At 66.2% G+C, this 12,612-nt stretch carries 12 protein-coding genes; 5 read left to right on the forward strand and 7 right to left on the reverse strand.

Going from position 1 to position 12,612, the window contains the following annotated elements:
* The first annotated feature begins 108 nt into the window (after positions 1-108).
* Both KSS95_RS18180 and KSS95_RS18185 read left to right on the forward strand, forming a co-directional pair.
* Positions 109-1,383: a leucine-rich repeat-containing protein kinase family protein gene (locus tag KSS95_RS18180; protein ID WP_217848466.1), complete on the forward strand. Its 1,275-nt coding sequence runs from the start codon at positions 109-111 to the stop codon at positions 1,381-1,383.
* 276 nt (positions 1,384-1,659) lie between these two features.
* Positions 1,660-2,526: a LysR family transcriptional regulator gene (locus tag KSS95_RS18185; protein WP_217848468.1), complete on the forward strand. Its 867-nt coding sequence runs from the start codon at positions 1,660-1,662 to the stop codon at positions 2,524-2,526.
* On the opposite strand, the gene KSS95_RS18190 is transcribed toward KSS95_RS18185, so the two are convergent.
* From KSS95_RS18190 to KSS95_RS18210, 5 genes are all read right to left on the reverse strand, one after another.
* Positions 2,500-3,657, reverse strand: coding sequence for an HPP family protein (locus tag KSS95_RS18190; RefSeq protein WP_217848470.1), 1,158 nt, complete (start codon positions 3,655-3,657; stop codon positions 2,500-2,502). The genes KSS95_RS18185 and KSS95_RS18190 overlap by 27 nt on opposite strands.
* A 220-nt stretch (positions 3,658-3,877) precedes the next feature.
* On the reverse strand, positions 3,878-5,197 hold the full coding sequence (locus KSS95_RS18195) for a sensor histidine kinase (RefSeq protein ID WP_217848472.1): 1,320 nt from the start codon (positions 5,195-5,197) through the stop codon (positions 3,878-3,880).
* The gene (locus KSS95_RS18200) at positions 5,194-5,862 is read right to left on the reverse strand and encodes a response regulator transcription factor (RefSeq protein WP_217848474.1); all 669 of its coding nucleotides are present in this window, start codon (positions 5,860-5,862) and stop codon (positions 5,194-5,196) included. Before KSS95_RS18200 ends, KSS95_RS18195 begins: the two co-directional genes overlap by 4 nt.
* The gene (locus tag KSS95_RS18205) at positions 5,863-6,177 is read right to left on the reverse strand and encodes a PepSY domain-containing protein (protein ID WP_217848475.1); all 315 of its coding nucleotides are present in this window, start codon (positions 6,175-6,177) and stop codon (positions 5,863-5,865) included.
* Positions 6,177-6,485 (reverse strand): PepSY domain-containing protein, encoded by a 309-nt coding sequence (locus KSS95_RS18210; RefSeq protein ID WP_050705079.1) that lies wholly within the window; start codon positions 6,483-6,485, stop codon positions 6,177-6,179. Before KSS95_RS18210 ends, KSS95_RS18205 begins: the two co-directional genes overlap by 1 nt.
* A gap of 311 nt (positions 6,486-6,796) precedes the next feature.
* On the opposite strand from KSS95_RS18210, the gene KSS95_RS18215 reads away from it, so the two are divergent.
* Both KSS95_RS18215 and queD read left to right on the forward strand, forming a co-directional pair.
* On the forward strand, positions 6,797-7,876 hold the full coding sequence (locus tag KSS95_RS18215; RefSeq protein ID WP_217848476.1) for a patatin-like phospholipase domain-containing protein: 1,080 nt from the start codon (positions 6,797-6,799) through the stop codon (positions 7,874-7,876).
* A gap of 53 nt (positions 7,877-7,929) precedes the next feature.
* On the forward strand, positions 7,930-8,286 hold the full coding sequence (gene queD, locus KSS95_RS18220; RefSeq protein ID WP_217848477.1) for a 6-carboxytetrahydropterin synthase QueD: 357 nt from the start codon (positions 7,930-7,932) through the stop codon (positions 8,284-8,286).
* Positions 8,287-8,295: 9 nt separating this feature from the next.
* On the opposite strand, the gene KSS95_RS18225 is transcribed toward queD, so the two are convergent.
* Both KSS95_RS18225 and KSS95_RS18230 read right to left on the reverse strand, forming a co-directional pair.
* Positions 8,296-8,832 (reverse strand): hypothetical protein, encoded by a 537-nt coding sequence (locus KSS95_RS18225; protein ID WP_217848478.1) that lies wholly within the window; start codon positions 8,830-8,832, stop codon positions 8,296-8,298.
* 183 nt (positions 8,833-9,015) lie between these two features.
* A complete protein-coding gene (locus KSS95_RS18230; protein ID WP_217848479.1) occupies positions 9,016-9,483 on the reverse strand; it encodes a DUF1289 domain-containing protein in 468 nt (155 codons plus the stop codon).
* Positions 9,484-9,888: 405 nt separating this feature from the next.
* On the opposite strand from KSS95_RS18230, the gene acnB reads away from it, so the two are divergent.
* Positions 9,889-12,498: a bifunctional aconitate hydratase 2/2-methylisocitrate dehydratase gene (gene acnB / locus KSS95_RS18235; protein WP_217854024.1), complete on the forward strand. Its 2,610-nt coding sequence runs from the start codon at positions 9,889-9,891 to the stop codon at positions 12,496-12,498.
* Positions 12,499-12,612: the final 114 nt, after the last annotated feature.

Raw genomic sequence — 12,612 nt, forward strand, 5'->3', positions numbered from 1 at the left:
GTATGGACCGGCCCTGCGCCCTCGCCATCGGACTTAAGTCGCAACCCATATGCAGATTTGCAGGGATTAAATCTCTAGAATGGTCAGCCCCGACCCAAGAGCCGCTCCATGCATACCCTCGACGACCTGCGCGCCGGCCGCCTGCACGGTATCACCCGCCTTGACCTGAGCCAGGGCCTGACGCACTTCCCCGCCGAGATCTTCGCGCTGGCCGACAGCCTGGAAGTGCTCAACCTCACCGGCAACGCCCTCACCGACCTGCCCGCGGACCTGCACCGGTTGCACCGGCTCAAGGTGCTGTTCTGTTCGGAAAACGCCTTCAGCCACCTGCCCCTGGGCATCGGCCGCTGCCCGGTGCTGGAGACCGTGGGCTTCAAGAGCAACCGCATCACCCAGGTCGATGGCCAGGCCCTGCCGGCGAGCCTGCGCTCGTTGGTGCTGACCGACAATGCCCTGGAGCAACTGCCCGAAGCGCTCGGCGACTGCGCCCAACTGCAGAAATTGATGCTCGCCGGCAACCGACTGACGGCACTGCCCAGCAGCCTGGCGCGCTGCGAGCGCCTGGAACTGCTGCGCATCGCCAGCAATCGCCTGACGGCCCTGCCCGACTGGCTGTTGCAGCTGCCGCGCCTGGCCTGGCTGGCCTACGCCGACAACCCCCTGCCCCAGGGTTTTGTCGCCCCGGCTGCCGATGGCCACTGCCCGACGCTGCACTGGCGCGACATCCGCCTGGCAGCGGAGCTTGGCCGCGGTGCCTCGGGGCTGATCCACCGGGCGCACTGGTCAGGCCAGGCCGCGCCGGTGGCGGTCAAGCTGTACAAGGGCGCGATGACCAGCGACGGCTCGCCGCTGGCGGAGATGAGCGCCTGCATCGCTGCCGGTGAACATCCGCAACTGGTACGCCTGGCCGGGCGTATCGACGATCATCCGCAGGGCCTGCCGGCGCTGGTCATGGCGTTGATCGATGGGCACTGGGCGAATCTCGCCGGCCCGCCCAGCCTCGACAGCTGCACCCGCGACCGCTACCCCGAGGCCCGGCGCCTGACGTTGCCGGCAGTCCGCCGCCTGGTGGCCGGCATCGCCTCGGTGTGCGCCCACCTGCATGGGCGCGGCCTCAACCATGGCGACTTGTACGCCCATAACATCCTGTTCGATGAGGACGGCCAATGCCTGCTGGGGGATTTCGGCGCGGCATCGTTCCATCCGCCCGCGGCCAGGGCATTGGAGCGCTTGGAAGTACGCGCCTTCGGCATTCTCGTGGAAGAGTTGCTGGGCTGCTGCGAGCAGGACGACCAGGGCCTGCGCGAGCTGGCCAGGGTTTGCCAGCAAGCGCAAGTGCTGGCGCGCCCGTCCTTTGCCGAGATCGCCGCAGGTTCGCTGTAGCCGCCGTGGTGGCTGGCTCCTACCGCAAACGCGACCGGCCGCCGTCCCGTAGGAGCCAGCCTTGCTGGCGAACCAGGCGCCGCGGTGGATGGCACCGGCTACGCCGGTGTTCGCCGGCAAGGCCGGCTCCTACGCCGATTACGGCCTGCAACACCCGTAGCCAGCCTTGCTGGCGAACCAGGCGACGCGGTTGAGGACAGCGACACCCCAGGTGTTCGCCCCATTACGGTGCAAAGCCTCTAGAATAGGCCACCCCTCCAGCCACAGAGCGTCACCATGGACATCGATCAGGCCCGAACTTTCCTGGAAATCGTGCGTTGCGGCAGCCTGGTCGCCGCCGCCGAGCGCCTGTTCGTGTCGCAGACAGCCATCACCGCACGGGTCCAGCGCCTGGAACAGCAACTCGGTTGCCAACTGTTCGTGCGCAGCCGCAACGGCGCCAGCCTGACCAGCGACGGCGAGGCCTTCGTCACCTACGCCAACCAGCTGGTGCAAACCTGGGAAGCGGCGCGCCGCGACCTGCCGCTGCCCCAGGGCTGCCAGCAGGTCCTGCATGTGGGCGGTGAAGTGAGCCTGGGCAACCCGATGATGCTCGACTGGGTCAGCGCCCTGCACCATGAACTGCCCAGCCACGCGATCCGCAGCGAGGTGAGCGATGGCGAGTCGCTGCTGCGCAAGGTCGAGATGGGCCTGCTGGACGCCGCGCTGGTCTACCAGCCGACCTACGGCCCAGGCTTGCAGGTGGAACAGCTGATGGAGGAGAAGCTGATCCGCGTGCGCCGTGTCGACGCCCCCGAGCCGTACATCTACATCGACTGGGGCGAGGCGTTCCGCCGCCAGCACGATGCCGCCCTGCCCGACCTGTCACGCCCGGCGCTGAGCTTCAACCTCGGGCCGCTGGCCTTGCAGTTCATCCTCGACCAGGGCGGCAGCGGCTACTTCCGCACCCGGGTGGTGCAGGCCTACCTGCAAAGCGGGGTGTTCGAGCGGGTGCCGCAGGCGCCGGAATTCACCTACCCGACCTTCCTGGTCTACCCGCGCAAGCGCGACAGCGAGGCCCTGCAACAGGCCTTCACGGTGCTGCGCCGGCTGGTGGCCGCCGGCGACAGCGATTGGTCACAACGCTGGGACCCGCTGATCTGAGCCCTGCGCCGCGGCATTGAGCAAGTGCCGCTTGAGCCCGGCGATCAGGTCGGTCTGGGTGATCACCCCCACCAGCTGGTCAGCGTCGAGCACCGGCAGGCAGTGCAGCCCCTGCTCGCTGAGCAGCGGCAGCAAGCGCTCCAGTGGGTGCTGGCTGCTGACGCTGACCACCCGGCGGCTCATCACCTGCTCCAGGCGCACCACCTTGCGCCGCCACATGCCGCGCCAGCTGAAGCGGCCACGGTCCATCGCCGGGCCGACCAGGTCGCTGAGGCTGACGATGCCCACCAGGCGCCCGCCATCGAGCACCGGCAAGGTTTTCAGGTGATGGCTGGCGAGCATCTTCCAAGCCTGTTCGAGGGTGGTGCGCGGCGTCGCCGACTGCACATCGCGGGACATCACCGCGCTGGCGGTGATGCCGCCCAGGCTGCGCTGCAAGGCATGTTGCTCGGTCGCCAGGATGATCCGCTCCAACTCGTCGCGGGTGACGTCGACGAACTCGCCGATCTCTTCCAGGGCCTGGTCCAGGTCCTGGGCGTTGATCCCGACCCGCTCGCCGGGCAGCGGGTCGTGGGTGTGGTGCAGGTCCTTGCGCGGCGCCGTGCCCTTGGGGTAGCGCACCCCGGTCAGGCGGTTGTAGAGCACCGCCACCACGACCAGGATCACGGCATTGAGCAGCACCGGCTCGAGCAGGTGGTCGCCCAGCGCCACCAGCCCCGGATCGGCCAGTACCGCACTGACCGCCACGCCGCCGCCCGGCGGGTGCAGGCAGCGCAGCAGGCACATCACCAGGATGGCGATGCCCAGCGCGGCAGCGGCGACCCACAGGCCATCGCCGAAGCCATGGCGCATGGCCAGGCCCACGGCACCGGCCAGGGCATAGCTGCCCAGCACTGGCCAGGGCTGCGCCAGCGGCCCTGAGTGCACGGCGAACACCAGCACCGCCGAGGCCGCCAGCGGCCCGAGCAGGTGCAGGGCAACCGACGGCCCGTACAGCAGGCTGCACAGGTAACCGGCAAGGAACAGGCCGAGCAGCGCGCCAAGGCCTGCGCGCAGCCATTCTCGGGGAGGGATGTTCAGGGGGGCCGGGAGCAGGCGCTGCAGACGGCTTTCGGGACGCGAGGCAGACATCGGGAGATCGGATCGTGTGTTCTGATTGAAAAAAGAAAGCCCAGCGTTACCGGCCTGGGCCCTGTATTGCCAAGGCAATAGCGCAAGGGGCTCCGTCCATGGAGAGATGGAAACCAAGCGGTTTCGTGAGGGGCGATTGTGCCGAGTCGCTCGGCAATGGGCCAATTCAAAAAACTGCGGCTGTACTGCAATTTTTTTGCACGGTTGATCGGCGACAGGATCAACGCCCCTTGCGCGGCAGCTCGATGCTCACCCGCAAACCGCCAAGGGTGCTGTCGAGCAAGGCGATGCGCCCGCCCCAGGCTTCGACGATATCACGCACGATCCCCAGCCCCAGGCCATGCCCGTCGACCTGCTCGTCCAGCCGCGCGCCCCGCTCCAGCACTTGCTGGCGCAGGTCCTGGGCAATCCCTGGGCCATCGTCGTCGACCCACAGCTGGAAACCCTCGGTGGTCGGCGCGATGCCCAGGCGCACCTCGCTGTCGGCCCATTTGCAGGCGTTGTCCAACAGGTTGCCGAGCAGCTCCAGCAGGTCCTCGCGGTCCCACGGCAGCAACAGCCCGGGCGGCACGTCGCGTTCGAGCGACAGGCCTTCGCCATGGATCATGCCCAGGGTCGACAACAGCCCGGGCAATTCGGCGTCGCAATCGAACTGCGCGCCGGGCAACGCGTCCCCGGCCAGGCGCGCACGGTTGAGTTCTCGGGCCAGGCGCTGCTGGATCTGCTGCAGCTGCTCGCGCATCTGCTCGCGCACCTGCGGCAACGCTTGCAAACGCTCGCTGGCGGCCAGGCTGAGCAACACTGCCAGCGGCGTCTTCAGCGCGTGCCCCAGGTTGCCCAGGGCAGTGCGCGAACGGCGCAGGCTGTCTTCGGTGTGGGCCAGCAGGTGGTTGATCTGGTCCACCAGCGGTTGCAGCTCGCTGGGCACTTCGGCATCCAGCTGCGAACGCTGGCCCTGTTGCAACTGGGCGATCTGTTGCCGCGCGCGCTCGAGCGGGCGCAACGAGCGGGTCACGGTGAAGCGCTGCAACACCAGCACCAGCAACAGCGCCAGCGCGCCCATGCCCAGGCCGATCTGCTGCATGCGCCGGAAAGCCTCGCGCACCGGCGAGTAGTCCTGGGCCACGCTGATGGAAACATCCTGCCCCAGGCGCCGGTAGTCGCCCCGGTAGGCCAGCAGTTGCTGGCCTTCGGGGCCGAGTTCATGGCCATCGTCCAGCCCCGGGCGGGCCGGCTTGGGCATGTCCAGGTCCCACAGCGAGCGGGAGCGCCAGGTGCCCTGGTCAAAATCGATGCGAAAGTAATACCCCGAGAACGGCTGCTGGTAGGCCGCCGACAGCCGCCGCTCATCGAGCTGCAAACCGGAAGGCCCGCGCACCAGCGCCACCAGCAGGTTCTCGCTCTCTTTGCGCAGGCCACTTTCCAGGTAGCGCTGCAGGCCGGCCTCGAACAACCACAGGGTCACCTGCGCCAGGCCCACGCCGACCAGCACCAGCACGGCCACCAGGCCCAGGCTCAGGCGCGCCTGGATCGACTTCACGCGACGTTCCCGGCGTAGACGTAGCCCTGGCCACGGCGGGTCTCGATCACGCTGCGCCCAAGCTTGCGGCGCAAGTGGTTGACGTGCACCTCGAGCACATTGGAGTCGCGCTCGGTCTCGCCGTCATACAAGTGCTCGGCCAAATGGCTCTTGGACAGCACCTGCCCTGGGTGCAGCATGAAATAGCGCAGCAGGCGAAACTCGGCGGCGGTCAGTTGCACGTCGGCACCGTCGCGGCTCACGCACTGGCGCGACTCGTCCAGGTGCAGCCCGGCGGCCTCCAGCGTTGGCTGGTTGGCCAGGCCCTTGGCCCGGCGCAGCAGCGCCTGGATGCGCAGTTGCAGCTCCTCGGGGTGGAACGGCTTGGTCAGGTAATCGTCGGCACCGGCCTTGAGGCCTTCGATGCGCTCGGCCCACGAACCGCGCGCGGTGAGGATCAGCACCGGGGTGGCCAGGCTCGCCGCGCGCCACTGCGCCAGCACCTCGAGGCCGGACAAGCCCGGCAGGCCGAGGTCGAGCACGACCAGGTCGTAGGGTTCGCTCTGGCCCTGGTACACCGCGTCACGGCCATCGGCCAACCAGTCCACGGCATAGCCCTGGCGTTGCAGCGCGGCGGTCAGTTCATCGGCCAGGGGCACGTTGTCTTCGACAAGCAGCAGGCGCATTCAGTCGTCTTCCTCGTCCTTGAGCAGGGCGCCGGTTCGGGCATCGTACTTGATTTCGCGGACCACGCCGGCCGGGGTCAGCAGCTCGACCTCGTACTCGTAGCGGCCGTGCTTTTCTTCCAGCTCCGCCTCCAGCAGGCGCGCCCCGGGGTAACGCCCCAGGGCGGCATCGAGCAGTTGCTCCAGCGGCAGGATGATGCCCTGTTGCCGAAGCTCCAGGGCTTCATCCTGGTCCAGGTCGCGGGCGGCGGCGAGCGAACTGACGGCCATCAGGGCCAAGGCCAGCCAGCGCGCCGTTCGCGGCAGATCGGGCATCAGTTGTCTCGCTCGTCCTTCAGGACTTCACCGGTCTTGGCGTCCAGGTCCACATCCCACTCGACGTTCTGGGCGTCACGCAGGTCGACCTTGTAGATGTAGCGGCCGTATTCGTTTTCAAGCTCCGAGTCGGTCACGGTGGCGCCCGGGTGCTTGGCCACGGCGGCGGCCTTGAGTTCATCCAGGGACTTGATGGTCTTGGCGTTCACCAGCTTGACCACTTCGTCGGGCTGCACGTCCTTGGCGAAGGCGGCATTGGCACCGAAAGCGAGGGCGGCGGCGGTGAACAGGGCAGTCAGGGTTTTCATGAGGTTCTCTCCATCGAGCTGTGTAATTTGTCTACGGGGTTAAGATTAACCACCGGTCCTTAACTCAACCTGAAAACAGCTGGCCGCATGATAGCGCAGCTCATGCAAGCCCGTACGCAATCCCTTGTAGGAGCGGCCTTGTGTCGCGAAAAGGCTGCACAGCAGCCTCAGGGATTTCAGCGTTTTTGCAAAGATCGCCGGGGCCGCTTTGCGGCCCTTTCGCGACACGAGGCCGCTCCTACAGGGGGATGTGTACGTCCAGCCCCGCGATACGCTCTATACTGCCCGCCTGCCCCACCCGAGTCCCCGCCATGAGCGCCATCCACATCAAGCACCCCGCCCTGACCTTCAAGGCCGGCCAGCGTGCCCTGCGCCAGATCCGCGAGCGCGGCTTGCGGGCCGAAGACGTCGGCGTGCTGCCCGGCGCCGCCGGTGGCCCCAAGCCACTGGGGATCCAGGGCCTGGACCTGGCCCTGTTCGGTCAATGGCTGCCCAGCGCGCCGCGACCGCGCGCGCTGATTGGCGCCTCGATCGGTGCCTGGCGCTTCGCCAGCGCCTGCCTCGACGACCCGGTGGCCGGCATCCGTCGTCTCGGCGAGCTGTATACCGAACAGGACTTCGCCAAGGGCGTGAGCGCCCGGCAGATCAGCCAGAGCTGCCAGCGCATGCTCGACGAGCTGCTGCAAGGCCGCGACGGGCAGATCCTGGCCAACCCGCACTACCACCTGAACATCCTGGTGGTGAAGAGCCATGGCCAGCTGGCCCACGACCACCGTGGCCGCCTGGGCCTGGGCCTGGGCGCGGTGATCGCCAGCAACCTGCTGGGCCGCGCGCGCCTGGCCCGGCATTTCGAGCGGGTGATCCTGCATGACCCGCGCGCCACGCCGCCGCTGGACACCCTCAGCGACTTCCCCTCGCGCTGCCTGCCGCTGGCCCCAGCCAACCTGCGCCATGCCCTGCTCGCCTCGGGTTCGATTCCGATGGTCATGGAAGGCGTGCGCGACATTCCCGGCGCAGGTAGCGGCACCTACCGCGACGGCGGCCTGCTCGACTACCACCTCGACCTGCCCTACAAGGGTGACGACCTGGTGCTGTACCCGCACTTCACCGACAAGGTGGTGCCCGGCTGGTTCGACAAGGCCCTGCCCTGGCGCAAGGGCGACGCCACGCGCCTGCAGAACGTGCTGCTGATGACCCCGTCGCCGCAGTACCTGGCCGCGCTGCCCTACGGCAAGCTGCCGGACCGCAACGACTTCAAGCGGTTCATGGGCGATGCGCCAGCACGCAGGCGCTACTGGTACCAGGCCATCGCCGAAAGCCAGCGCCTGGGTGACGAGTTACTCGAGCTGATCGCCACCGGGCGGCTGCACCATCAGTTGCAAGCCTTGTAACGGCCTTGCTGGTAGACTGCGCGCATTATCGATTCATACAGAGTTAAGACAGCGTGGAAATCTTCAAAGAATTTACCTTCGAATCCGCCCACCGCCTGCCCCACGTCCCGGCCGGGCACAAGTGCGGCCGCCTGCATGGCCACTCGTTCAAGGTCGCCCTGCACCTGACCGGCCCGCTCGACCCGCACACCGGCTGGATCCGCGACTTCGCCGAGATCAAGGCCGTGTTCAAGCCGATCTACGAGCAGCTGGACCACAACTACCTCAACGACATTCCCGGCCTGGAAAACCCCACCAGCGAAGTCATCGCCAAGTGGATCTGGGACCAGGTCAAGCCGCTGTTGCCGGAGCTGTCCAAGGTACGCATCCACGAAACCTGCACCAGCGGGTGCGAGTACACCGGCGACTGAGCGCATCACTCAGCCTCGCGAGGCGTAGGACGCCAACGCTGGGAAAGGGCGCTTCAGCACCTCCAGGCTGACGCGCCCCTGGTACGCCGCAGAGCCGGTGTACAGATAAGCTTGTCGATGCTGCAGGCGCCGGGTCACCGGATTGTCGTCGACATCGGCCATGGCCAGGTTGACGCAGCGCTCGCCCTGGATCAGGTCCTGCGGATCCAGGCCCTTGAGCTGCCACATGTCTTCGCCAACGTACACCACCCACTCCGGCACCTCGCTGAGCCCCTGGTACATTCCCATGTAGCCGACGACATCGGTATCCAGATAACTGTTGACGATGCCGAGGTTGCCTGCGATGTCACCACTCACCGGGCGAACCTGATAGTAGTAGCGCCCACCGCGCTCATAGACGCCGAACCAGAACAGGTCATGCAGCGTCCCCCCGCCATGCCCCTGCAAAGGCGACCAGGGCTCCAGCGATCCTTCGCGGCTTTCGATACGCAGGTAACCATCTTCGCCGTCACCCCGCTCGAACCCAACCCAGATGGGTTTGAGCATGGGGCGGGCGGCTTGCCATTCGAAAGGGTCGATACGTTGGCCATCCGCTTGCCACCACCAACGGGCAATGAATGAAAGCTGTGGTTGAAACTTGAAATAGAACGCCATCCGCTCGCCACTCCGCGCGATATTCAGAGTGGTCACACTATTGAGCGACAGGCATCGACGGCAGAGGGAAGCCCGCTACCCCAACGCGCCCTTGAGAAAGCCGGGTGCAATGTAGCGCTGGTAATGGGCTTCGGAAAGCAGGAAGAATTCGCGATCGATGGCATCGCGCAACTGCGGCAGTTCCCAGTCGCGAAACTCCGGCAGCAAGGCCATGCCGTAGGCCTCCAGGTCGCGGATCATCCGCGCCCCGCGGGCGATCAGCTGGTAGGCCCAGCAATATTCGGACTGCTGCGCGACGAAACGGATCGAGCGCTGCTCCAGCTGCTGGCGCAGCAGGCCTTTGTCGAACACTTCCAGCTTGGCCATCATCACCTGCACCAGCAGTTGCTCCAGGCGCAGCCAGACCGCGCGCTTGTGTTCATCGTCGTAACCGTTCCAGTGGATCACTTCGTGGTGGAAGCGCTTGCAGCCACGGCACACCAGGTCTCCGTACACCGTGGAGCAGAGGCCGACGCAAGGGGTCTTGATGGACTGGTTGGACATGGAAAAACAACGGCTTGGCGGGGGAACACCGGGTCATGTTAGCCCTTTGTCTAACCAGGGTCACCCGTTAAAGTCATGATCGGCGCCTTACCTTCGGCTTTTTTTTGCCGTAGAATCACACCGCCTTTTCAAGGCAACCATGTCCGTTGGAAGCTGTTTTCAAAGCGTCACGAGCACAGTTGATCCGGCAGAACGGCGTTGGCCCGGGCCATGCACCCCTCGCATGCCCGCGCCAGCCCTCATCAGCTCCCGTTCTGCAGGCGTAAAACTTTGAAAGCAGCTTCTGTAAGGATTCTCTGCGACCCTGGCTGGGCGACTCAAAAAGTCGTCGCTGCGCATGGGTGCATGGAATGCTGGATGAGCGTCCCGGACTCCCTTTAGGGACCACTGATGAGGGTAATAACTGTGCTTGAAGCCTACCGCAAACACATCGAAGAGCGTGCCGCTCTGGGTATCGTGCCCCAGCCGCTGAACGCCGAACAAACTGCAGGCCTGGTCGAGCTGCTGAAAAACCCGCCGGCCGGCGAAGAAGCCTTCCTCGTAGACCTGATCACCAACCGCGTACCGCCAGGGGTGGACGAAGCCGCCTACGTCAAGGCTGCGTTCCTGTCCGCCATCGCCAAGGGCGAAGCCAAGTCGCCACTGATCGACCGCAAGCACGCCACCGAGCTGCTCGGCACCATGCAGGGCGGCTACAACATCGAAACGCTGGTCGCGCTGCTGGACGACGCCGAACTGGGCGCCGTCGCGGCCGAACAGCTCAAGCACACCCTGCTGATGTTCGATGCCTTCCACGACGTGGCCGAAAAAGCCAAGGCTGGCAATGCCCACGCCAAGGCCGTGCTGGAATCCTGGGCTGCCGGCGAGTGGTTCACCAGCCGTCCGGCGATCGCCGACAAGTACACCCTGACCGTGTTCAAGGTGCCTGGCGAAACCAACACCGACGACCTGTCCCCTGCCCCGGACGCCTGGTCGCGCCCTGACATCCCGCTGCACGCCCTGGCCATGCTGAAGATGGCCCGCGACGGCATCGAGCCTTCGCAACCCGGTTCGGTCGGCCCGCTGGCCCAGATCGAAGCGGTCAAGGCCAAAGGCCACCCGGTCGCCTACGTCGGCGACGTGGTCGGCACCGGCTCCTCGCGTAAATCGGCCACCAACTCGGTGCTGTGGTTCTTCGGCGACGACATCCCGTACGTGCCGAACAAGCGCGCCGGTGGCTTCTGCTTCGGCACCAAGATCGCCCCGATCTTCTACAACACCATGGAAGACGCCGGCGCCCTGCCGATCGAGTTCGACTGCACCAACCTGGCCATGGGCGATGTCATCGACGTCTACCCGTTCAAGGGTGAAGTGCGCCGCAACGGCAGCGAAGAGCTGGTCACCAGCTTCGAGCTGAAAACCGAAGTGCTGCTCGATGAAGTCCGCGCTGGCGGCCGTATCCCGCTGATCGTCGGCCGCGGCCTGACCGAGAAGGCCCGTGCCGAACTGGGCCTGGCCCCATCGGACCTGTTCAAGAAACCCGAGCAACCAGCCGCTTCGACCAAGGGCTTCACCCTGGCGCAGAAGATGGTCGGCCGTGCCTGCGGCCTGCCAGAAGGCCAGGGCGTGCGCCCAGGTGCCTACTGCGAGCCGAAGATGACCACCGTCGGTTCCCAGGACACCACCGGCCCGATGACCCGCGACGAGCTGAAAGACCTGGCTTGCCTGGGCTTCTCCGCCGACCTGGTGATGCAGTCGTTCTGCCACACCGCGGCCTATCCGAAGCCGATCGACGTCACCACCCACCACACCCTGCCAGACTTCATCCGCACCCGTGGCGGCGTGTCGCTGCGCCCAGGCGACGGCATCATCCACAGCTGGCTGAACCGCATGCTGATGCCGGACACCGTCGGTACCGGTGGCGACTCGCACACCCGCTTCCCGATCGGCATCTCGTTCCCGGCCGGTTCCGGCCTGGTGGCCTTCGCCGCCGCCACCGGCGTCATGCCGCTGGACATGCCGGAGTCGATCCTGGTGCGCTTCAAGGGCAAGCTGCAGCCTGGCATCACCCTGCGTGACCTGGTGCATGCCATCCCTTACTACGCCATCCAGAAGGGCCTGCTGACCGTCGAGAAGAAAGGCAAGAAAAACGCCTTCTCCGGTCGCATCCTGGAAATCGAAGGCCTCAACGACCTGACCGTCGAACAAGCCTTCGAGCTGTCCGACGCCTCGGCCGAACGCTCTGCCGCCGGTTGCACCATCAAGCTGCCGGAGAAGGCCATCGCCGAGTACCTGCAGTCCAACATCACCCTGCTGCGCTGGATGATCGGCGAAGGCTACGGCGATGCCCGCACCCTGGAGCGCCGCGCCCAGGCCATGGAAGCCTGGCTGGCCAAGCCCGAGCTGCTGTCGGCCGACGCCGATGCCGAGTACGCCGAAATCATCGAAATCGACCTGGCCGACGTCAAGGAGCCTGTGCTCTGCGCGCCGAACGACCCGGACGATGCCCGCCTGCTGTCTTCGGTACAGGGCGAGAAGATCGACGAAGTGTTCATCGGTTCGTGCATGACCAACATCGGTCACTTCCGCGCTGCCGGCAAGCTGCTGGACAAGGTCAAGGGTGGCATTCCGACCCGCCTGTGGCTGGCCCCGCCAACCAAGATGGACGCCCACCAGCTGACCGAGGAAGGCTACTACGGCATCTACGGCAAGGCCGGCGCGCGCATGGAAATGCCAGGCTGCTCGCTGTGCATGGGTAACCAGGCACGCGTGCAGACCGGTTCGACCGTGGTCTCCACCTCGACCCGTAACTTCCCGAACCGCCTGGGCGACGCCACCAACGTGTACCTGGCCTCGGCCGAGCTGGCCGCTGTCGCCTCGATCATCGGCAAGCTGCCGACCGTCGAGGAGTACATGCAGTACGCCAAGGACATCGACAGCATGGCTGCCGACGTCTACCGCTACCTGAGCTTCGACCAGATCGCCGAGTTCCGCGAAGCCGCGGCCAACGCCAAGATCCCGGTGGTCCAGGCGTAAGCTGAGCAGTACGCTGTAAAACAAAGCCCCGGTAGCAATACCGGGGCTTTTTCGTTCCACCCTGTTGGCCGGTAAGCCGGCGCCTACACCCACCTGCAGGAGCCGGCTTGCCGG

The organism is Pseudomonas muyukensis (assembly GCF_019139535.1).
Classification (GTDB): domain Bacteria; phylum Pseudomonadota; class Gammaproteobacteria; order Pseudomonadales; family Pseudomonadaceae; genus Aquipseudomonas; species Aquipseudomonas muyukensis.